The sequence below is a fragment of the Bradyrhizobium sp. LMTR 3 genome (assembly GCF_001693485.1).
GTDB lineage: Bacteria > Pseudomonadota > Alphaproteobacteria > Rhizobiales > Xanthobacteraceae > Bradyrhizobium.
This window is the reverse complement of sequence record NZ_MAXC01000049.1, coordinates 198,626-220,498: the sequence shown is the minus strand read 5'-3', so window position 1 is coordinate 220,498 and position 21,873 is coordinate 198,626. Positions and strand designations below refer to the sequence as shown.

At 60.4% G+C, this 21,873-nt stretch carries 17 protein-coding genes; 7 read left to right on the top strand and 10 right to left on the bottom strand.

Annotated features, from left to right (window positions below; all coding sequences use genetic code 11):
- Window positions 1–90: 90 nt before the first annotated feature.
- Entirely contained in the window at window positions 91–1,818 is a 1,728-nt protein-coding gene (locus LMTR3_RS29380; RefSeq protein WP_065748440.1) for a methanol/ethanol family PQQ-dependent dehydrogenase, read from the bottom strand.
- Between the two features lie 66 nt (window positions 1,819–1,884).
- The gene (locus LMTR3_RS36890) at window positions 1,885–2,478 is read right to left on the bottom strand and encodes a QcrA and Rieske domain-containing protein (protein ID WP_141686879.1); all 594 of its coding nucleotides are present in this window, start codon (window positions 2,476–2,478) and stop codon (window positions 1,885–1,887) included.
- Between the two features lie 479 nt (window positions 2,479–2,957).
- Between LMTR3_RS36890 and LMTR3_RS29375 the strand changes: the two genes are divergently transcribed.
- Window positions 2,958–4,268 carry an ABC transporter substrate-binding protein gene (locus LMTR3_RS29375; protein WP_065748439.1) on the top strand — a complete coding sequence of 437 codons (1,311 nt, stop codon included), beginning with the start codon at window positions 2,958–2,960 and terminating at the stop codon, window positions 4,266–4,268.
- 185 nt (window positions 4,269–4,453) lie between these two features.
- Here the strand turns inward: LMTR3_RS29375 and LMTR3_RS29370 are convergent, their stop codons facing one another.
- Window positions 4,454–5,623 carry a Gfo/Idh/MocA family protein gene (locus LMTR3_RS29370; protein WP_065748438.1) on the bottom strand — a complete coding sequence of 390 codons (1,170 nt, stop codon included), beginning with the start codon at window positions 5,621–5,623 and terminating at the stop codon, window positions 4,454–4,456.
- Between the two features lie 103 nt (window positions 5,624–5,726).
- Complete coding sequence (locus LMTR3_RS29365) at window positions 5,727–6,149, bottom strand: DUF6766 family protein (protein WP_065748629.1); 423 nt, start codon at window positions 6,147–6,149, stop codon at window positions 5,727–5,729.
- A gap of 178 nt (window positions 6,150–6,327) precedes the next feature.
- Here LMTR3_RS29365 and LMTR3_RS29360 point away from each other — a divergent pair, with 178 nt between their 5' ends.
- The 5 genes from LMTR3_RS29360 to LMTR3_RS29340 are packed head-to-tail and all read left to right on the top strand — an operon-like array spanning window position 6,328 to window position 11,982.
- Window positions 6,328–6,981 carry a cytochrome c oxidase assembly protein gene (locus LMTR3_RS29360; protein ID WP_084029873.1) on the top strand — a complete coding sequence of 218 codons (654 nt, stop codon included), beginning with the start codon at window positions 6,328–6,330 and terminating at the stop codon, window positions 6,979–6,981.
- Window positions 6,982–6,983: 2 nt separating this feature from the next.
- Window positions 6,984–8,111: a c-type cytochrome gene (locus LMTR3_RS29355; RefSeq protein WP_065748437.1), complete on the top strand. Its 1,128-nt coding sequence runs from the start codon at window positions 6,984–6,986 to the stop codon at window positions 8,109–8,111.
- Complete coding sequence (coxB, locus tag LMTR3_RS29350; protein ID WP_065748436.1) at window positions 8,108–9,112, top strand: cytochrome c oxidase subunit II; 1,005 nt, start codon at window positions 8,108–8,110, stop codon at window positions 9,110–9,112. The genes LMTR3_RS29355 and coxB overlap by 4 nt, the downstream gene beginning before the upstream one ends.
- Window positions 9,113–11,635 carry a cytochrome c oxidase subunit I gene (gene ctaD / locus LMTR3_RS29345; RefSeq protein WP_065748435.1) on the top strand — a complete coding sequence of 841 codons (2,523 nt, stop codon included), beginning with the start codon at window positions 9,113–9,115 and terminating at the stop codon, window positions 11,633–11,635.
- The gene (locus tag LMTR3_RS29340; RefSeq protein ID WP_065748434.1) at window positions 11,632–11,982 is read left to right on the top strand and encodes a hypothetical protein; all 351 of its coding nucleotides are present in this window, start codon (window positions 11,632–11,634) and stop codon (window positions 11,980–11,982) included. Before ctaD ends, LMTR3_RS29340 begins: the two co-directional genes overlap by 4 nt.
- 15 nt (window positions 11,983–11,997) lie before the next feature.
- On the opposite strand, the gene LMTR3_RS29335 is transcribed toward LMTR3_RS29340, so the two are convergent.
- From LMTR3_RS29335 to xoxF5, 5 genes are all read right to left on the bottom strand, one after another.
- Complete coding sequence (locus LMTR3_RS29335) at window positions 11,998–13,194, bottom strand: fumarylacetoacetate hydrolase family protein (protein ID WP_065748433.1); 1,197 nt, start codon at window positions 13,192–13,194, stop codon at window positions 11,998–12,000.
- Window positions 13,195–13,656: 462 nt separating this feature from the next.
- Entirely contained in the window at window positions 13,657–14,226 is a 570-nt protein-coding gene (gfa, locus tag LMTR3_RS29330) for an S-(hydroxymethyl)glutathione synthase (RefSeq protein WP_065748432.1), read from the bottom strand.
- A 26-nt stretch (window positions 14,227–14,252) separates the two neighbouring features.
- Window positions 14,253–15,359: an S-(hydroxymethyl)glutathione dehydrogenase/class III alcohol dehydrogenase gene (locus LMTR3_RS29325; RefSeq protein WP_065748431.1), complete on the bottom strand. Its 1,107-nt coding sequence runs from the start codon at window positions 15,357–15,359 to the stop codon at window positions 14,253–14,255.
- A gap of 97 nt (window positions 15,360–15,456) precedes the next feature.
- Complete coding sequence (locus tag LMTR3_RS29320; protein ID WP_065748430.1) at window positions 15,457–15,924, bottom strand: c-type cytochrome, methanol metabolism-related; 468 nt, start codon at window positions 15,922–15,924, stop codon at window positions 15,457–15,459.
- A 108-nt stretch (window positions 15,925–16,032) separates the two neighbouring features.
- Window positions 16,033–17,835, bottom strand: coding sequence for a lanthanide-dependent methanol dehydrogenase XoxF5 (gene xoxF5 / locus LMTR3_RS29315; RefSeq protein WP_065748429.1), 1,803 nt, complete (start codon window positions 17,833–17,835; stop codon window positions 16,033–16,035).
- 416 nt (window positions 17,836–18,251) lie between these two features.
- Here xoxF5 and LMTR3_RS29310 point away from each other — a divergent pair, with 416 nt between their 5' ends.
- Complete coding sequence (locus tag LMTR3_RS29310; protein ID WP_057847777.1) at window positions 18,252–19,220, top strand: helix-turn-helix domain-containing protein; 969 nt, start codon at window positions 18,252–18,254, stop codon at window positions 19,218–19,220.
- Between the two features lie 70 nt (window positions 19,221–19,290).
- On the opposite strand, the gene LMTR3_RS29305 is transcribed toward LMTR3_RS29310, so the two are convergent.
- Entirely contained in the window at window positions 19,291–21,726 is a 2,436-nt protein-coding gene (locus LMTR3_RS29305) for a TonB-dependent receptor (RefSeq protein WP_065748428.1), read from the bottom strand.
- Window positions 21,727–21,873 lie beyond the last annotated feature (147 nt).

Here is a 21,873-nt window from a genome sequence, read left to right as displayed (position 1 = left end):
GGCCGCACCGGCCAGAACAAGGGCGGCGAACGTTCGTTCGCCGCCCTTTCTCATCTCTGATCGATACCTAGCAAGCCTGATGTCTGCCGATCACTTCTTGACGGCGAACACCCAGACGACGCCGCCCTGCGGCACGTTATTCTCGATGCCGACATTATTCTGGGTCGCCAAAGCATCCTGGATGCGTTGCGCGTCAACGCCCCACCCGGACTGCACCGCGATATACTGCGTGCCGTCCACTTCGTACGCGACCGGCATGCCCGTGATGCCGGAGTTGGTCTTTTGCTCCCAGAGCAGTTCGCCGGTCTTTGCGTGAAAGGCGCGGAACATCCGGTCGTTGGTGCCACCAACCAGGACCAGATCGCCGGCGGTCACCGTCACCGAACCGAACAGATGCGATTTGGGGAAATTATGCGACCAGACCTTCTTTCCCGTCGCGGGGTCCCACGCCTGCAACTCGCCAAAATGCGTGGCACCCGGCCGAACCTTCAGACCGATATCTTCAGGCTTGGTCCCGAGCCAGAGCTGACCCGGCACCAGCGGCAGCTTTTCGCCAGTGAAGCCGCCGCAGAAATTCTCGTTGGCGGGAACGTAGACCAGGCGGGTATTCTGGCTGTAGGCCGCCGACGGCCAATCCTTGCCGCCCCACAATGATGGACAGAATTCGACCCGCTTGCCAATGCCGGGCTTATGAGCAGGATCGACGATCGGCTTGCCGCTCGGCTCGATACCCTTCCAGACGTCGGTATAAACGAATGGCCAGCCAGCCACGTATTTGATGCCCTCCGGCTTACGCTCGAGCACCCAGAAGATCGCGTTGCGCCCCGGATGGATAAGGCTCTTGATGGTGCGGCCGTCTCTCTGCAGATCGACCAGCATCGGCGCATCCACCTCGTCCCAGTCCCAGGAATCGTTTTGATGGTACTGGAAGTATGATTTGATCTTTCCGCTGTCCGGGTCGAGCGCAAGCACCGAGGTCGCGTAAAGATTGTCGCCGGGATGCGTTTCCCCGGGCCAAGGTGCGGCATTGCCGGTGCCCCAGTAGATTGTCCTGGTCTCGACATCGTAGTTGCCAGTCATCCAGGCGGGCGCACCACCCGATTTCCAGTCGTCACCGCTCCATGTTTCGTGGCCCGGCTCGCCCGGCCCCGGTATGGTGAAGGTCCGCCACAGTTCCTTGCCGGTATCGGCGTCGAACGCGACGACATAGCCGCGAATGCCGAACTCACCGCCCGAGCCACCGACGATGACCTTGCCGTCGACCACCAGGGGCATCAGGGTCAGGTATTGACCCTTCTTGTAGTCCTGAACCTTGGTATCCCAGAGCACCTTGCCGGTCTTCGCGTCGAGAGCCACCACATGATCATCCGTCGTGGCCAGATACAGCTTGTCCTGCCACAAGCCTACGCCGCGGTTGGTTGGATGCAGTTGGAATAGATCGTCGGGGAGTTGCCGTTTGTATCGCCAGTACTCGTCACCCGTCTTGGCGTTGAGGGCGATTATCTGACCTTGCGGTGTCGTGACGAACATGACGCCATTGTTGACGACCGGAGGCGACTGGTGCCCTTCCACCACGCCGGTCGAGAAAGTCCACACCGGCACCAGGTCTTTGACATTCGAAGTGTTGATCTGGCTAAGCGGGCTATATCCCTGCCCATCGTAAGTCCGCCGATAGAGCATCCAGTTGCCGGGTTCCGGGTTCTTGAGGCGATCGGCCGTCACCGGACTGTACCTCTCGATCGGGCTCGCACCGGCGGCGATTGAGAACAGGCATGTTGACGCGAACAAGCTCGGCAACAGCCATTGCTTCATGGTCATAGACGCTACCTCCCTGTTTGTTTTCTTTATCTCTTGTCGGTCGTGCGCATCTTATGCAGGCCGCCGTCACCCTCCTTGCTGTGCTCCTGCCTTTCCAACGAATGTTCCAGCCACCGTGAGCGAGCCGTCAGCGACGGCCAAGGGAAGTGCTGCGAGGCGCCGCGGCGCCGGACCGAACACCACTTGCGCGCTTTGTCGGGGATCAAACTCGGAATTATGGCAAACGCATTTAAGGACGTCCTTTTCGCCCTGCGCTGCCTTTCCCCAGGCCGTGATCGGGCACCCCGCGTGGGAACAAATCGCAGAATACGCAACGATGCCATCAGCCGATCGTGGGCGCGTGCTGTCATCAAGTTCGGCTGGATCGAGCTTTACGACCACCACCTCATTCAACCGCGAGCCTTTGCGGACCACTGAGGTTTTGGGATCCTTTGGCCAAGCGCGCACGGCTGGTCCGCCGGCTGCGAGATCCTGCGGCTTGATCACTTCACCCGCATGATCTCCTTCAGCGAAAACCAGGACGTCGGCCTTTTGAGGTCGCAGGTCGCTGCCGGGGGCGTCTTCCTCGGCAGCGGCCGATCGAGGCGCCGATACGTGCACCGCAGTTGCGAGGGCGGTCAGGATGATTGTGCGCCGAGTCTGATCTGAAGGCGATGACATTTTCGTCTCGCTTTCTGCACTGATGCCATGGAGTGATGGCGGATGTGCGATGATTTGACAAACTGAAAGGTTGAACTCGGCCAAAAAGAGGCGGCGGACAAATTTTGTTAGTGCGGCCTTACTGTTTTCAACACCACTTGGTTTGTCTGACCCAATCGCAACAAATCGCATTTAGTCGCGTTCCAGGCGCTGCGCGAGATCGGCAAGCCTTCGCCGCCCGAAGGCGGACAGTCAGTTCGAACGCAACCTCGCGTTCGGTATCGGTCTCTTCAATACGAAGCGCCAGCCTGGCGGCCTCATGGGAGTCGCTGGACTTCAGAGCCCTGCCCTCGCGCCTGCCCCACCACACGTTTGCACTGCCACAAGTGCCCCATGACGAGCATGCGCGCAGGTTGACTTCCCGCCGTATTCTCCAAATACTTGACTGAAAACCGGAAGAACCAGTCCCGGCGATAATAATAATTCAGTGGGAGGAGACGATGCCGACTTCACGCAGAACACTGCTGAAGACTTCTGCAGCGGCCGCCGCCGCATTCAGCTTCGATTGGACCCGCGCGCAGGCACAAGCCGAGACGGTGCGCATCGGCCTGATCTACGACTTGACCGGCCCCTTTGCCGCGGGCGGGTCGGTCGCCTCCTCGATCGGCGCGCAGATTGCCATCGATCTCGTCAACGAGAAGGGCGGCATCGGAGGCAAGTACAAGGTTGTCCCTGTCGCTGCCGATTCCCAGAGCAAGCCGGATGTGGCGATCAATGAGGCCAATCGCCTGATCGACCAGGAGAAGATCGACATCATCAACGGTGTCTATGCGAGTTCGCACGCGGTTCCGCTCTCGGCCAAGGTCGAACAGCAGAAGAAGATTCTCTGGATCACGACTGCGGTTTCGACCGCCGTGTTCAAGGACAAGAACCTGCAATACGTCTTCCGCGCACAGATTCATTCCGACCAGTATGGCCAGGCCTTTGCGAGCTTCATCAGCGAGCACGCCAAAGCCAAGCTCGGCATGGAGCCCAAAGACGTCAAGGTCGCGCTGATTCACGAGGATGGCCCCTACGGGGTCGGCGTTGCCGTGGCCGACGAAGCCTATGCGAAGGAGGCCGGCCTGCAAGTCGTGCTCAAGGAAGGCTATTCTGCGTCCGCCCCCGACCTGTCGGTGCTGGTGACCAAGATCAAACGCGCCAGGGCTGATGTGATTTCTCATGCCGGATACAATCCGGACATCACTCTGTTCCTGCGCCAGGCGCGCGAGAACGGCCTCAAGTTCAAGATGCTGTTCGGCGCCGGCGCAGGCTACAGCCAGCTCGACAAGTTGCGCGCGACCTTCGGCGCGGACATCGACAATTTCTGCAACATCGATCCGGTGCCGGCGCAATTGCTCGATCCCGCGAAACTCGCACCCGGCATCGGCGATCTCACCAAGGTGATGGTCGCCCGCTACAAGGAAAAAACCAGCGCGACCGACGTTCCGCCGCATTGCTCGATGGGTTTCAACCAGACCTGGATCCTGCTCAACAACGTGCTGCCCGTGGCAAAGGAGAAATACGGCGGCTTCGATCCCGAAGCGGTTCGCAAGGCGGCGCTCGACGTGGACATCCCGCCGGGCGGCACCATCCAGGGCTACGGCGTTAAATTCTATCGGCCCGGCACGCCGCTTTCCGGCCAGAACGAGCGCTCGACGCCGGTCGTGATGCAAAATGCCGGCGAGCATATCTCGGTGGTCTGGCCCACCAACATCAGGACGCAGGACCCGGTGTTCCCGCTGCCGAAGTCATCGGTCTACGCGGTGTAAGCCGATCTTTCACCCTCTCCCCTTGTGGGAGAGGGTGGCTTCGATGCTTCGCATCGAAGCCGGGTGAGGGGTCTCTCTCCGCGCGTGAACCTCTCGCAATTGAGTCAGCGGATAGCACCCCTCATCCGGCGCGCTGCGCGCGCCACCTTCTCCCACAAAGGGAGAAGGAAGAGAGGGGTCACGGCTCACAGCGTGACGCGCCGTCCTTCCTCAGCCGCCCAATAGCCGGCGTAGTTGACTTTGATCGTCTCGAAGGCCAGCGCCAGATCGGAGAGCGGTTGCCGGCCGCTGGCGACGCACTCCATGAAGTCCTGGATTTCCTGCGTATAGCCGCGCGTCCATTCCTCCTCGAGGCAGACATATTGCCAGCCGGTCTTGCGGTCGACCTTTTCAGTGATGTAGATGCCGGCGAGCTTCTCCTCGCTGGTCTGGTAGCTCATCATGTGCGTGTTCGGCGTGATGTTGGCGAACAGCGAGCCGCCATTGGTATAGGTCTCGATCAGGTTGCGGACGCCGCCCATGATCATGTCGCCGGAAAACACCGTCGCCTTGGTGCTGTCGGAGAAGGTCACCGTGAGCGTGCCCCAATCCTCGACGTCGACCGGATTGGCCTTGATGTAGGTGCGCTCCTCCGGTTTGAGGATAGCCGTGACATTGCCGACGTCACATGTCACGCTCGCAACGCTGATCGTCTCGCCGCGAGCCTTTGCCTCAACCTGCTTGAGATAAAGCACCGCCGAGAGCGGATGACATCCCATCCTGATCAGCGAGCCGCCGCCGGTCATCGCCCATTGCGCTGCGTGCGCCGCGTGCGAGCCGGAGTGGCTCTCCTCCCCCTTCATGAACAGGATTTTGTCTTTCGTGGCCTTGAGGATCTCGGCGGTCTTGGTCACCGCCGGCGCGTAAATCCAGTCCTCCGCATACATGAAGAGCTTGCCGGTCCTGTTGATCGCCGCACGGGTCTTCGCCATTTCGTCCAGCACGCGCTCATACATTAATGCCTTCGGCACGTGCTTGCCGATCGGCGCCTTGTCGCCATCCCGGCCGAAATAGCCGGCGAACGGCTTTTCGCAGATAACGTGTTTGCCGGCCTGCATCGCATCGACAATCATTGAAGTGTGCAGATTGGGCGGCGTGCAGATGTCGATCACATCGAGATCGCGGTCCGCGATCAGATCGCGAAAGCTGCGGTACACCGTCGGGATCTGATGGCGATTGCCAAACTCGAGGACATGGTCACCCCTCGCCGCAACAGCCCTGACCTCGACATCCACGCCATAAACGCGCCGATAGGCGTGCATGTGCAGCTCGGACACGAAGCCGCAGCCGGCCAGACCGATCCTGATTTTCGCCATTGCGGATACATCCCGGGTTGTCGTCGATCAGGATCGTACAACAGGGAATCAGGGCGAGTCACTCTCGTCGGCAGCGATGCCGCATCACTGGCCGACGGTGGGCTCAGCTATATCGACGCTCCAGCATCCGTACAAAGCGCGCGTCCGTATGACGCCCTTCATATTCGTCGTCGATTTCCTTCAGGAGGCTGTCGCCTTTCTTCGGCTCCACAGCAAGCAATATAGCGTCGATCTTGGCCTCGATCCGGTCGTCGCCCTCCTTGGATTGCGGCGAGCCGACGTGCAGCAGAATGGCCAGGCCCGCGACCTGCCAAAGCAACTGCAAGAACTCAGATTGCCAATTCTCCAGCGTGTCGCGCATCATCTGCACGGTGTAATCGCCGATTTCCGCTGGCTGCTGCAGAGCAAGCTGCTCGTTCGCGTAGGCATACCAACCGAATATCCAGTGACCGGTCAGCGTGATCAGAAACAAGGTCAAAGTGACCCAGGCGAAGCCGTACCGCGTCCAGATCGATTTCCGCGTCATGCACATGCTCCTGTTTCGCGTCTGCGAACCATGAACGGTGCATCTTTCAATGCCGTTTTGTCCTGTAGGTTCCTAGGCGCCGTCCACCGCCAACAGCGCCGTCGGGAACATCTTTGGGAACTTAGACTTGATGTTTGGTGCCCGTTGAGGGCGATTAGCCAGACTGTTGAACGTCCGGATGACCAGTCCTGCCATCGCGAGCGCTACTGCCGTTCTCTTGACCGCGGCGGCGGTGCTTTTGGTTTACGATCTTGGTCATTTCTCGACCCATATGATGCTGCATATCGCGTCGATGAATATCATCGCGCCCTTGGTCGCCGCGCTGATCGTTACTCGTCGGCACACCGGCGGCACCCGACCGTGCTGGCTCTGGACCGCGACTTTCCTTCAGATTGTTCTGCTCTGGACCTGGCATTCCCCCGCGGTCCATCACCTTCTCCTCCGGTCTCCGGCGGCTGGTTTGACGTTCCACGCAGCTCTGTTGCTGGCTGCGCTGTTCTTCTGGTTGTCCCTGCTGACCACTTCCGCCGCTTCGCGGTGGCAGACAATTCCGGCGCTCCTGCTTTCTGGAAAACTGACATGTCTGCTTGCGGCGCTGCTCATCTTCGCGCCGAGAACACTTTATGGGTTCACGGGCCATCTTGCTGACGCTCCCAAACATTTCTCATTGCATCACGCGCTGGAGGATCAACATCTCGCCGGCCTGCTCATGATCACAGCCTGTCCACTCAGCTATCTGGTCGCGGCCGTGATCATCACCGTGCAGTTAATAACACGCACGGAAATATCGGCGGCTCCCATGCCGGACGGCAGGCTCTCCATCGGCCGCTAGCGATGCCCCTCGTTTCACGCCCACGCCTGATACGAACCATCCGTTTCATTCTCTATGGCCTGATCGCAATCGTGCTCGGCGGCTTTCTCTTCGCTTGGTCCGGTCTTTACAGCGTTGCGGCAAGTCGTGGCCACTTCGCGCTGACCAACGCCATTCTTACATTCGGAATGCGTAATTCCGTAAGGACTCATGCGCTTGGCATCGGGGCCCCGCAAACCTACAGCGACGATCTTTCGGCACTCGGCGCCGCTCATTTCCACGATGGATGCGCCTATTGCCACGGCGCACCAGGCGTTCCGACCGATCCGATCGCGCAAAGCATGTTGCCTTCCCCACCTGACCTTTCGACGGCGGTGCGGGATTGGCGCGATCGGGAGCTGTTCTGGATTGTCAAACATGGCATCAAGTACACCGGCATGCCGGCCTGGGTCGCGACGCAGCGCGACGACGAAGTATGGGCGATAGTCGCATTTCTCAGGCGACTGCCCACCCTTGATGCGGCGGCCTATCGCGAATTAGCGCTTGGCGGCTTGTCAATTCGACCGCAGATTGGGAGAGAGATCGCTACCACCGAGGATACGTCGGGGGCGATGAGCGCCTGCGCGCGTTGTCATGGTGCGGACGGCCGCGGACCGAAAAGCCACCTGGTACCGGTGCTGCACGGCCAGCCCGCCGAGTTTCTGATTGCGGCGCTGGAAGACTTCGCCGCGGGGCGCCGTGCGAGCGGCATCATGCAGCCGGTGGCGAGCGGACTCTCCCCCGCCGAACGTGAGCGGGTAGCACGCTATTACGCGGGCCTTGCGCGGCCGGGCGCGCCGAACCGATTGGAGAACGCTGCGGCCGTCGAGCGTGGGCGCGAGCTCGCGACGCGGGGGGATCCGAATGCAAAAATTCCTGCATGTAGGGATTGTCACAGCGCGTCAGCGCTCAACGTCTATCCGCGTCTCTCGGAACAGCATGCCACCTACATCGTCAATAGGCTGCGGAATTGGAGGAAGGGAGTCACATCCTCCTCAGCAACCGATCCGATCATGGCGCCTATCGCGCGGTCTCTAAACGAGCAGCAGATCGACGATGTCGCGGCCTATTTTGCGTCGACAAGCGCGTCAGCTTCGAAAGAGAATAAATGATACGGGCTCGACCATTCCGGTACCTGCTCGGCGTCTCTATGCTTCTCGGCGGCTGTACCAGCGATGTTCAATCGGTGATGAACCCGAGCAGTCTCCAGGCAGTGCAGATTGCGGAAGTAGCCTGGTTTCTGTTCGGGTTCGGGACATTCGTGCTCGTCCTGGTGATCTTGACGTTTCTGCTCGCCATCCGCGGGTCATTGCGAGTACGCCAAGCGGTAGCGCGAGAGAGCACCGTGATCTGGCTCGGCATCGCATTTCCTGCCGTGACGCTGACGGTGCTTCTGGTCTATGGCGTTTGGGTGACGCGATCGCACCTCAACCTGACCGATGGCGGCAGCACCGTCAGCATCGAGGTGGTCGGAGAGCAATGGTGGTGGCGCGTCATGTACTACGCTCCTGCTGGTCCACAGATTGCCAGCGCCAATGAAATTCGTATTCCGGTTGGATCTCCGGTCACATTGAAACTCAAGGCCGCCGACGTCATTCACAGTTTCTGGGTGCCGAGCCTTGGCGGAAAGGTCGACATGATCCCGGGGCGCACAACCCAATTGCAGCTCACTGTCAATCGCCCCGGGGTCTATCGTGGACAATGCGCCGAATATTGCGGCGGGCCTCATGCTCTCATGGCCATGGACGTTATCGCGATGTCTTCATCCGATTATGCGGCCTGGCTCGAGCGCGCAGCGACGGCGCCCGCGACGCCCGAGACCGACATCGGCTTGCACGGAAGATCGATCTTCCTCGCGGCCGGTTGCGGCGCATGTCACACGGTGCGCGGCACCGCTGCCGCAGGCTCGGTCGGTCCGGATCTGACGCACATCGGCGCAAGACGCTCGGTCGGCATCGATACCCTGCCGCTGACCCGCGAAAACCTGATGCGCTTCATTGTCGATGGCCAGCACGTCAAGCCCGGAAATTTGATGCCTGAGTTTCGCATCCTGCAGCCACAGCAATTGGAGGCGCTTGCCTTCTACCTCCTGAGCCTCAAGGCAGCAGACTAGATGGTTGACGCAGCCTCCCACCCAAACACATTACCCCGGCCAAGCGAGGAACTGACTCAGCTCGAAGCAATATGGGCTTCGCCTGGAGGCTGGCGTATTGTCACTGACGTCAACAACACGGTGATCGGCCTTTTTTATACCGCTGCTGCGGTTCTGTTCTTCCTGCTGGCGGGCATTCTCGCATTGCTGATGCGCCTTCAACTCGCGGTGCCCAGCAATACCTTTCTCAGCCAGGAAGCCTACAATCAGATCTTCACGATGCATGGCACCGTGATGATGTTTCTGTTCGCCGTTCCCGTCATCGAGGCAATGGGTATACTTTTGCTTCCCCAGATGCTCGGTGCGCGCGACCTGCCTTTTCCGCGACTCGGCGCTTATGCGTTCTGGGCCTATCTGGTCGGCGGACTGATCTTCTTCAGCACGTTGTTCTTCGACCTCGCGCCATCGGGCGGCTGGTTCATGTATCCGCCACTGACCAGTTCGCAGTTCTCGCCCGGACCGGGGGCGGACTTCTGGCTCCTGGGTATTGGCTTTATCGAGATCTCAGCGATCGCCGGTGCGATAGAAATCATCGTCGGCGTGCTGCGCACCCGGGCACCCGGCATGACCCTCGATCAGATGCCGATGTTTGCGTGGACGATGCTGATCTTCGCCGGCATGATCGTCTTCGCATTCCCGGCCGTGATCCTGGCCACGCTGCTGCTCGAACTGGAACGCGCGTTCGACTGGCCTTTCTTCATCGCCGCGAGGGGCGGCGATGCGTTGCTCTGGCAGCATCTTTTCTGGTTCTTCGGACATCCGGAAGTATACATCATTTTTCTGCCGGCTGCCGGCATGGTGTCGATGATCGTGCCGACCATGTGCCGTACACCACTTGTGGGTTATCGGCTTATCGTCGTGGCGCTGATCGCAACCGGCTTTTTCAGCTTCGGCCTGTGGGTCCACCACATGTTCACTACTGGAATTCCGGCGCTGTCGCTTGGTTTCTTTTCGGCCGCCAGTATGGCGGTGGCGCTACCCAGTGGAATTCAGGTTTTTGCGTGGATCGCGACAATCGCGTCAGGCCGCTTACGGTGGACGACGCCGTCCCTGTTCGTGCTGGGCTTCCTCTTTATTTTCAGTCTCGGCGGCCTCACTGGCGTAATGGTCGCGATGGTCCCGTTCGACTGGCAGGCGCACGACACCTATTTCGTTGTCGCGCATTTCCATTACGTACTGGTCGGCGGAATGGTGTTTCCGCTGTTCGCCGCATTTTACTACTGGGCGCCGGCATTCAGCCGTCTGGCATTGTCCGAACGGCTTGGAAAGTGGATCTTCTGGCTGATGTTCGCGGGCTTCAACGTCGCGTTCTTTCCGATGCACCTCACTGGCCTGATGGGGATGCCGCGGCGCGTCTATACCTATCCGGCAGTCATGCAGTGGGACGTGTTGAACATGATCTCCACGATCGGCGCCTTTCTGCTCGCCGCCGGCATTGCCATGTTTCTGTTCGACATGATTCGAAGCCTGCGTCCTGCCATGTCGAAAACAGCCGGCAATATTTGGGGAGCGGCAACCCTCGAGTGGCTGCCTAATAATGTCTATGGGCTGCGCAGCATTCCGGCCGTAACCAGTGCATACCCGCTGTGGCATCATCCGCAGCTAGCCAGGGAGATCGAAGACGGACGGCATTTCTTGCCCGGCTCGATCACCGGCCTGCGCGAAACCATCGTCACCTCGCCCTTCGATGCGACACCGCAATACCTGCTCCGCCTTCCCGGCCCGGGCTGGACGCCGTTCTTCGCGGCGATACTCACGGCTGCCTTCTTCATGCTGCTCACCGTCAAGGCGGTGATACTTGCGCTGATCTGCGGGCTGCTCGGAATTGCGATGACGGTCGTGTGGATGTGGGGTAGCGACTTGAAGCTGCTGCCACCCGTCGATATCGGAGCGAACCTCAAACTCCCAACCTATGCCACCGGTTCATTGTCGCATGCCTGGTGGGCCATGATCGTCCTGTTGTTGGTCGCCGGTTCGCTTTACCTCTCCTATGTGTTTTCCTACCTCTACTTGTGGACTGTCTCACCGCAGGTTTGGCCGAGGCCTTCAGCGCTTGCGCCGATTGCATACCCTGTCGTATCGGCTTTGCTGCTTGTTTTTGGCAGTGCCATCCTGGAAATCGCCCGACGTGTTTTGCCCGGAAGGTCTCGCGGCAGTGGCGCTTTCGCAGGACTTGCCGGGCTCGCCGCGGCCGCGTTGACCTGCGCGCTGGTGATCGACGTGTTCGCGCAATGGCGGATCGGGCTACGCCCGGAATCCGATGCGCATGGTGCGATGGTCTATATGGCTGCTTTCCTACAGGGGCAGCTAACCCTCGCGGTTCTGGCCATGACGGGATTTGCGATGGCGCGGAGCCTCGCTGGCCGCCTCGATCGGAAACGACGCGTGGTCTTCGACAATCTGGGCCTGCTATATCACTACACGGTCGGCCAAGGCCTGCTGGGGCTTCTCCTCGTGCACGGATTTCCGAGGCTTGCAGGATGAGCGACACCATCAAGCCATCCCTTGGCAATCTTCTGCAGGTGCTTGCTCCGCCCCTTATCTGGTTTCTGCATCTGACTACCGTCTACGCCGCCGAAGCGCTGATCTGCATCGGACCAGCGGCCGCAGCGGCTACCATGATGGCCTGGACGACTACTCTTGCCACTGCCGCTGCTTTAACCGCCCTCCTCCTGACGGCATGGACGCTCCATCGTGGTAATGCGCCGCACACCCAGAGCCTCGGCAGCTCTCGGTTCCTGCATGGCGTATCACACCTCCTGATCCTGCTTTCGCTTCTTGGGATCGCGTGGACGATCCTGCCGACTATCTTCCTGCCCACTTGCGCATAGATTCCCAACGCGTTTCTATCCGCTATTGCTGCTTCGGCCGACGCCCTTACGGCGCATCAATGCGGCGAAGAGATCGGCCAAGCCGAACTGCCATGGCTCGCAATCGCCGCTGTGACGCATCCGGTTGGTCAGCCGGCCAAGTTTCGGCGTGGCGACTGTCACCAGATCGCCTTCGACATGCGTGAACCCCTGCCCCTTCGCGGCACGATCCTGGATCGGCGCGAACATCGTGCCGAGGAACAGCGCGAAGCCATCGGGATATTGATGATTCTCGTTAATCGTCTGCCCGACGATGTCGGCCGGGTCGCGGCTGATCTGGGTCAGCGAGGATGCGCCGTGCAGGACGAAGCCTTCCGGCCCCTTCACCTCCAGCGATATCTCCATACTCCGCACGTCATCGAGCGTGAAGCTCGCGTCGAAGAACCGCACGAACGGCCCGATCGCGCAGGAGGCGTTGTTGTCCTTTGCCTTGGACAGGAGCAGCGCCGAACGCCCCTCGAAGTCGCGCAAATTGACATCGTTGCCGAGCGTGGCGCCAACGATGCGCCCATCGCTCGCCACCACCAGCACGACCTCCGGCTCCGGATTATTCCAGGTCGATTTCGGATGCAGGCCCGCATCCACGCATGTACCGACCGCGGACAGCACGGGCGCCTTGGTAAACACCTCGGCGTCCGGCCCGATGCCGACCTCGAGATACTGGCTCCAGGCGTTCTGGGAAACCAGCACGTCCTTCACATGCTGCGCTTCGGCCGAGCCCGGCTTCAGTTGCGACAGGTCGGTGCCGACGATCCGCGTCACCTCGGCCCGGATCGCTTCGGCCGAATCCGGATTGCCGCGCGCCCGCTCCTCGATCACCCGCTCCAGCATCGACACGGCGAACGTGACGCCGGCAGCCTTGATCACCTGCAAATCGATCGGGGCGAGCAGCCACGGCCTGGTCGGATCGCGGGTGTCGGGCGGCGTGTTGTCTAGGAGATCCTGCAGTGTGCCGACGCGCTCGCCACGCGCGGCGCGCAGCGCTCCGGCCGGATCGGCCGCGGCGGCAAGCTGGCTGGCGGTGGGGAAGTCCTCGGTGATGTCGAACACGCCGTCCTGGCGGATCGCGATCACCGACGGGCCGGCAAGATCGGGACGCCAGACGCGCCCCATCAGCGCGGCACCGGCGAAATCGTCGGGCAGAATGAAGGCGGCGTCTGTGACGATCGGCATCGTGGGAATCCTCGCGAGCATCTATGCGGTCAGCACCGTCCATAGAAGGGAACCGCTCAACGGGTCAACACCTCCCGGGGAATGTCCGCCTCCAGCATCGCCGCCGCCATGACAGGCTACCGCACCGCAGCACGCAAGATCAGACGATCGGTCAAGTGATGCCGATTGCACGGCCTGCAACAACAACCATGGCGGCACGGCGATTGCGCGAAGACTTCGAAGGGCTTGGATGTCTGGGAATTAGGTGCGGGACGCACCGCCGGCCCGATCGCTGAAGACTGGAGGCCGGCAGGCCTGCTCACCCGTCGACCCAACCGGAAAGGCATGGGACCGCCTCGCCGTACTCTCGCAGCGCGGTTGCGCTGACGGCGACCGCCATCAGCGCACCTTTGATATCGCGCAAGCAGGCCGGTGCCCGCTTCAAGCCGCCTTGTTCAAGCGGCCTTGTTCAAGCGGCCTTGTTCAAGCGGCCTTGGCCTTGGACTTGGCCACGTGGCTTGAGATCGCATCCATCAAGGGCGGCGACAGGCAATCATACGGCTCCAGTCCGAGTTCCTTCAGCCGGGCCCTGATGCCATCCATCTCATTCGGCTGAACACCGGACTCCAGCACGGACGACACGAACGCGGCAAACCCAGGAGCTGCCCATCCGCCTTCCTGGAACAGTTCGGGATGGATGAAGTCGAGCCCGTAGAACGGATGCCCCGTGTTCTCGATCCGGCCGTACATATGCGTACCGCAGGCCTTGCAGGCGTAACGCTGAATTGCCGCCGCCTGGTCGACGATCTGCAGCTTGTCGCCGTTCTCGACTACTTTCACATTGTCGCGCGGGACGACGGCGACGACAGAGAAGGTCGCCCCTTCGGGCTTCCAGCATTTGGTACAGCCGCAGGCGTGGTTGTGGGCCACGTCGCCCTTGATGGCGACCTTGACCGGCTTGTCCGCGCATTTGCAGACCAGGGTGCCGCCGGCGAAGTTGCCAGTGCCCTGCTTTACGCCGCTGTCAATCGATGGGTGGATATGAACAGTCATAGGCCTATCCTCCTTGTGCTTGAAGTTCAGAACACGACAACCGAACGGATCGACTTGCCTTCGTGCATGAGGTCGAAACCCTTGTTGATCTCCTCAAGCTTGAGGACATGCGTGATCATCGGATCGATCTCGATCTTCCCGTTCATGTACCAGTCGACGATTTTCGGCACGTCCGTGCGGCCGCGCGCGCCGCCAAAGGCGGTGCCCTTCCAGACACGGCCGGTCACGAGCTGGAACGGCCGGGTGGCGATCTCCTTGCCGGACTCAGCGACCCCGATCACGACCGAGACGCCCCAGCCGCGATGGCACGCTTCGAGTGCCTGCCGCATCACGGTGGTGTTTCCGGTGCAGTCGAAGGTGTAGTCGGCTCCGCCGTCAGTGAGCCCGACCAGATGCTGGACGATATCGCTGACCTTGGTCGGGTTGACGAAATGTGTCATGCCGAAACGGCGGCCCCAATCCTCCTTGGAATCGTTGATGTCGACGCCGACGATCTTGTCGGCGCCCACCATCTTCGCGCCCTGGATGACGTTGAGGCCGATGCCGCCGAGACCGAAAACGACGACGTTGGCGCCCGGTGTCACCTTGGCGGTATTGACCACGGCGCCAACGCCCGTCGTCACCCCGCAACCGATGTAGCAGCTCTTGTCGAAGGGCGCGTCCTCGCGGATCTTTGCCACCGCGATTTCCGGCAGCACGGTAAAGTTCGAAAACGTCGAGCAGCCCATGTAGTGGAAGATCGGCTTGCCCTGATAGCTGAAGCGCGAGGTGCCGTCAGGCATCAACCCCTTACCCTGGGTGGCGCGAATGGCAGTACAAAGATTGGTCTTGCCGCTCAGGCAGCTTTTGCACTGGCGACATTCCGGCGTGTAGAGCGGAATCACGTGATCGCCGGCCTTGACCGACGTTACGCCCGGCCCGACTTCGCGGACGATGCCTGCGCCCTCATGACCGAGTATCGAAGGAAAGATTCCCTCGCTGTCGAATCCGTCGAGCGTGTAGGCGTCGGTATGACAGATTCCAGTCGCCTTGATCTCGACGAGAACCTCGCCAGCTTTTGGGCCCTCAAGATCAACCTCAACGATTTCAAGAGGCTTTTTGGCTTCGAACGCGACAGCGGCGCGGGTCTTCATCTTAAGCTCCACATTTGCTTTTATCTTAAGCTCCACATTTGCTTTTCAAATCGCTGCACGGACGTACCAGGACGTGAACCTCGCATGTGCGGCATGATCACTTGCTTCCCATGCAGGACTTTTCTGTCTCGGTGTACGCGTCGGGCTTGTCTTCCTTCTTGGCCGGACGAACGCGCCCGACGGCGTCATGGGCGCGGGCGCGCAGATACACATAAAGGTCGTCCATGTAGCAGGCGACATTGGGGTTGTCGCCGAGGGCTGGCATGACGGAGTTGCCGTTCTTGCGGCCGCTCGCGACGACTGCGACGAAGTCGCCATAACTCATCGTCTTCAGCGAATCCTGTAACGCCGGCGCATAGGTCGATCCCATCCCGTCAGGGCCATGGCAGACGTGGCATTCGGAATGATAGCGACGGTATCCGGAGTAGGTGTACCAATCGACCGTGCCATCGGCCCCGACTTTGTAGGTCGGGTTTCCTTCCTTGTCGAAATACTTGCCGTCCTCGGTCTTGACCGCGGCAGCATCATCCGCAGCGAAGGCAATCGTTCCCGGCGCCACGAACATGAGAGTGGCCGCAATCAACCAGATTTTACGCAAGAGCTCATCCTTGATATTCGATGCAGACCAACCGGCGCGTGGAACGAGCCACGCGCCGGACGTGGTGGTCCTGCTTTACTGCGGCAGCGCGAACACGGTGAGCGTGCCGCCGAGTGCGGTATAGTTGCTCAACGCGGCATAGCCACCGACGGCACCGAGGCCCGCAGTCGGATCGGTCAGACCTGCGGCAAGGCCGATACCCGCCCAGCCGCCAACGCCGGACAGCACGGCCACATACTGCCTGCCGCCCTGCTCATAGGTGTTGACGTTACCGATGATACCGGACGGGGTCTTGAATTTGTAGAGCTCCTTGCCCGTCTTGGCATCGACCGCCTTGAGGTAACCTTCGAGCGTTCCGTAGAACACCACGCCGCCGGCGGTAGCGAGCGCACCCGACCACACCGAGAACGGCTCCTTGTTCGACCAGACGATCTTGCCCTTGTTGTCCCAGGCGATGAAGTTGCCCATATGGCTTTCGCCTTGGGGCGGATACATCGAGAGCGTCGCGCCGACGTAAGGCTGACCCGCGGTGTAGCTCACCTTGAACGGCTCATAGTCCATGCAGACGTGGTTGGTCGGGACATAGAACAGTTGCGTATCGGGCGAGTAGGCTGCCGGCTGCTGGTCCTTGGTGCCGAGCGCGGCCGGGCAGATACCTTTGGTGTTCTTGTCCTCGCCACCCTTCTCCGTCGAATACTGATCGACCACCTTCGGACGACCATACGTCGGTGAGCTCTTGTTCATGTCGACGCCGGTGGTCCAGTTAACCTTCGGGTCGTACTTCTCGGCCACCAGCAGTTCACCGCTTTCGCGATCCATCGTATAGGCGAGCCCGTTGCGGTCGAAGTGGGTCAGCAGCTTGCGAGGCTGGCCATTGAACGGCTGATCGGTAAGGATCATTTCGTTGACGCCGTCATAGTCCCATTCGTCGTGAGGCGTCATCTGGTAGACCCACTTGGCCATTCCGTCGTCGGGATTGCGCGCGAAGATGGTCATCGACCACTTGTTGTCGCCGGGACGCTGCTTCGGATTCCAGGTCGAGGGATTTCCCGAGCCGTAGTAAACGAGGTTCAGGCCGGGGTCATAGGACAGCCAGCCCCATGTGCAGCCGCCGCCGATCTTCCACTGATCGCCTTGCCAGGTCTTGATGCTCGAATCCTTGCCGACCGGCTTGCCGAGTTCGGTCGTCTTCACAGGGTCGACCATGATCTGATCGTCCGGCCCTTCGGAGAAGGCGCGCCATACCTGCTTGCCGCTCTTGAGATCGTAAGCCGTGACGTGACATTGCACACCGAACTCGCCGCCGGAAATGCCGATCAGCACCTTGTCCTTGACGACGAGTGGCGAGGAGGTTCCGGTAGCGCCTTTGCCCGGGTCTCCATTCTTGACGCTCCACGCGACCTGCCCGGTCTTGGCATCGAGCGCGACCAGGGTGGTGTCGGCCTGATGCAGGAAGATCTTGCCGTCGCCATAGGCTACGCCGCGATTAACCGTGTCGCAGCACATCACCGGAATGACGTTCGGATCCTGCTTCGGCTCGTACTTCCAGACGATCTTGTTGTCCTGCGAAAGGTCAAGAGCATAGACCTTGTTCGGGAACGGCGTATGGACGTACATCATGTTGCCGATGACGAGCGGGCCGCCTTCGTGGCCGCGCAGCACGCCGGTCGAGAAGGTCCAGGCGACCTGGAGTTTGCCGACGTTGGATGCGTTGATCTGATTCAGTTTCGAGTAGCGTGTGTTGGCGTAGTCGCCGGCCGGCTGCACCCAGTCCTTTGGGTTCTGCGACATCTTGATCAGTTCTTCGTTGGCGTATGCGACGCCGACAACGAATGTCGCCATAGCGCCAAGACAGGCTGCGGATAGCACCTTGCGCATAGTGGTTTCCTCCAAGATACGAGTTTTGGGTTTCCGCCGAAACGGCCCATTCTTCCATTATTGGTCCCTATTCCTATCCCGCCCGGAGATGGGAAACTTGCCCAAGAGCGAAGCGCGTTTGCTCAATAGCGAAACCCAACTGAATTTTTTAAATTTAGCGCTGGCGCGCCGTTTCGGCTCTGCCGTGATGTTGCGAAGCATCATGCCGTGGGCGTGTTCCCGCGGCTTTCCCTGCGCGACTCTCGGTCTAGGTTTCCCTTGACGCCGCCGAAACTAAGTTGGAGGATTGTCAAAGGGATATTGGGAAGAATCTGCGCGCTTCCCTGACGACTGCCTAAATTGGGGCCAAATGTCGCGACCATCTGACCGACGCCTCGGCGGAGGTTGTAGCCTGTTCTCAAATCGGTGGCTGGGCAATGCCTGATACGGTTCGTTCACTCAGCACTTCCGGGTTAGCGCCGAAGAAGCAGATCCAAACTTGGTCAGATGCACTGACCGATCTATGCGGCCAGTTTGATGTCGATCCGCTGGAAGGTTCCTCGCTGGAGGGGCGGATAAATTACACGACCGTCTCGCAGCTCAAACTCTGTCAGATCGAGGCGAGCCAGCATCGTATCGCGCATACGATCTCAGGCACAAAGCTGAGCGAACATCCCTACGTCAAGATACTGTTCCAGACTTACGGCATCTCGCATTTCGAACAGAACGGCCGCCGCATCGATATCATGCCTGGCGATTGTCTTGCCTATGACGTCTCATGTCCGCACACGATCGTGAGCCCCTCATTGACCCGGCACGAGGTCGTGATCGTCCCGAAGGAGCTGCTTCACGAGCGCGGCTTCCGCACGGCGAAGATGTTGCCTTGCAAGCTCTCCGCGCGCAACGGCACCGGCCGCATCGCCTACGACTTCGTGCACACCGCGTTTGACGAAGCAAAGAGACTGTCGCCTCACAACGCCATCGGCGTCGCCGATTCGCTCATCGATCTCTTGCTGTTACCGCTGCGCGAGGCCGACACGATGTTCGATCGCGTCGGTCCCGAAGCAATGTACATTCGCGCGCAAGCCTTCATCCGCGAACATTTGCGCGACCCGGATCTATGCATCGACCAGATATCCGCGGCATTGGGCTGCACCAAGCGCTATCTGCACATGCTGTTCAGCGACAAGGGCATGACCGTCAGTGATTACATCTGGCGGGCGAGACTGCTGCACTGCCGGCAGGAGCTCGAGACCCAGCACGGAAAGACGATCACCGACGTCGCATTTTCGTGGGGCTTTTCGAGTTCGTCGCACTTCAGCCGCGTATTCCGGAAGCATTTTGGCTTCGTTCCGTCCGCGATCCACAAAGCGCACTGCGTCGATCCGTCGCCGGATGTTTCCTGACGAGTGTCGCGATGGCAAGCTGAACATTCTGCCGCGCATCATCGCTGGGCCGCCTTTACGCCCCCCGTCTCTAGAAAGTTGCCTTCAGGCCCGCGTAAAAGGCGCGCGGCCGCGCCGGGCTGACCGAGCGCGCGTCCGTGAACTCTAAACCTCCATTGGCGAAGTTGGGGATGTCATCTCTTTCGAAGAACGTCCCGTAAACCGCATAGCGGTGGTCGAGAATGTTGTCGATGCGGCCGTAGAGCTGGAACGTCTTGTTGATCTGATACGAGGCGTGCACGTTGAAAACGGAATACCCTGGCAGCCGCGCCGCCTGATTGGATTCATCGCCCACAAAATACTGACTGCCGACGAACAATGCATCGCCACCGACCTTGAAGGCGTCTGTGACCGAATAATCGATGCCAACCTTGACCCGGTTGCGTGGTATCGCCGGAATTCGGTTGCCTGGCAGAACCTGGATATTCCCATCGGCATCGGCGAACGGGCTGTGGGAGTTGAGCGTCAGAGGGTCGAGGAAGCGCGCATCCACGAGGGCATAGCTGGCATAAAGTTGCAGCGTCTTCGACGTCAGACTGACCTGAGCCTCGATACCCTGGCGGCGCGTCCGGCCTACGTTCTGGAAATAGCCAAATCCCTGCAACTCCGGGCTCGGGATCGCCAGGATGTCGTCGGCATTGGTCGCGCGGAACGCACCGACTTTCCACCCGAGCGTTCCGATATTCAGCTCCGTCGTTCCGCGGAAACCAGCCTCCACGGTGCGGGAGACGACCTGTTTCAACGGCGGGTCCGCGATCAGGAATGCCGCAGCGATACAGGGGCGCGCAGGGTCGGCGCATGCGAGCTCCAGCGGCGTCGGCGCGCGATTGGCTTCGGAATATCCCGCATAGGCCGTCAAGCCCGGCGTGATCTTGTAGGTGCCGCCAATCATCGGATTGAAGCGGCTGAACGTGTGATTGCCGTTGAGGTCGGTGCCGATCTGATCCTGAAGGACGATGTTTGCATAGTTGAACCGGCCGCCGCCCGAGACAGAGAACGCGTCCGTCACGTCGAATGTGTCGAGCGCATAGAGGCCGGTATACCGGTTGGTGGCGCGAAGCGAGACCGGGCCGATGGATACAGGCTCGCCAGACCGCCCGAGAAATATGCCGCTGCCGCTGACGACGTAGTTCGAGCCGATCGTGCCCAGTTCCGCGCTGGCCCCGAAGCGGGTGACGCCGGAGTCGAAACTGGCGCCAACCATGAGCTGGTTGTTATGTCCGAACAACTGGTCGGTGTTGGTTGCCTGCAGGGTCGCGCCAGTCGTCGTCGAACGGGTTGTGGTCCGGTCGATCTGCCCCAACACCGCCGTGTCAGGGAACGGATTTGCGAGTTGGACGCCGTTAAGGCCATTTGCGGCCACATCATCGTCGTTGAAGCAAAGCAGCCCCGGATCGGCGGCACACGGCTCCGTCTCGGTCGGGTTTCCGTCCACCGTCTTCTGCCGGAATGCCCGGACGCGCGCCGAGCCTTCGATCGTCCAGGTCGGCGTCACCTCCACCTTTCCGGTCAAATTGGCGTAGGCCACGCGGTTGTCGGTAGTCTGTGGCGTCGTATAGGTCGCGCCCCAATATCTCTGGAGCAGTTCGACCGGAACAGCCGCCGCCGCGCCGAAATTGTTCTTGGCGACGCCCACGTTGAGGTGAAATTCGCTGCTGTCGGTCCGGTAGCCGACGTCACCGTAAAACCGGCGAATCGCCGATTCCGAAAAATTGCGATAGCCGTTGTCACGTAGGCCTTCGAGTGCGCCATAGACGGAAAAATTGTCGATCTGCTTGCCATACTGCGCCGAACTCTGGATGCGTCCGAACGATCCGCCCATCGTGTTGACTTCGGCACCTTTATAGTTGAAGCCGTCCTTCATCTGCACGTTGACGGCGCCGCCGAGTGCGTTGAGACCGAATGCAGGATTGTTCGTCACCACCGTGACCGACCTAATCGCAGCGGTCGGAATCAAGTCCCAATTAACGGTGTCGCCGAACGCTTCGTTGATGCGGATCCCGTTCTGGTAAACCGCCAATCCCTGAGGAGTACCCGAAACCGGAGATGCAACGAAACCTCGAAATTGTACGTCGGGCATAAACGGATTTCCGGTGGTATCGCTGAGGACGATACCCGGCACCCGTTGCTGTAGTGCATCCGCGATGTTCAGCGAGTCCGTGCGCGCGATCTGCCCGGCGCCAACGGCATTGACCGCTGCCGGCACCTTGTCGACATCTATTCCCACGCCAACCACCGGCGTAGGGGCGGTCGGATAGATAAAAACCCTGCGCACACTTCGGGTGGCTCGAGGTGCGGTACTGCCGCGGGCTGGTCTGGCCGCCGGTCTGGCTGATGTCGGCGGGGCGACTACCTCGATGGCTGGCAAGACCTCACTCTCGCCAGATGCGGTTTGGGCCTCGGCATGGTCGATCCCGGGAACCAGGCATAGCGAGATTGTCCCGATCACCAGTACGCGTGCGCCCATGTCCCCACCCCACTACATTCCGGCGCATTGGCGATGCCGGTTCGATACGGACAATACTATTGAGAAGACATCGACACGCGCTAGCCGCAAAAGGTCGGGCTTCCCAAATGTCCTCCTTCCCGAAGAAACCGGGAAAAATTCCCGCCC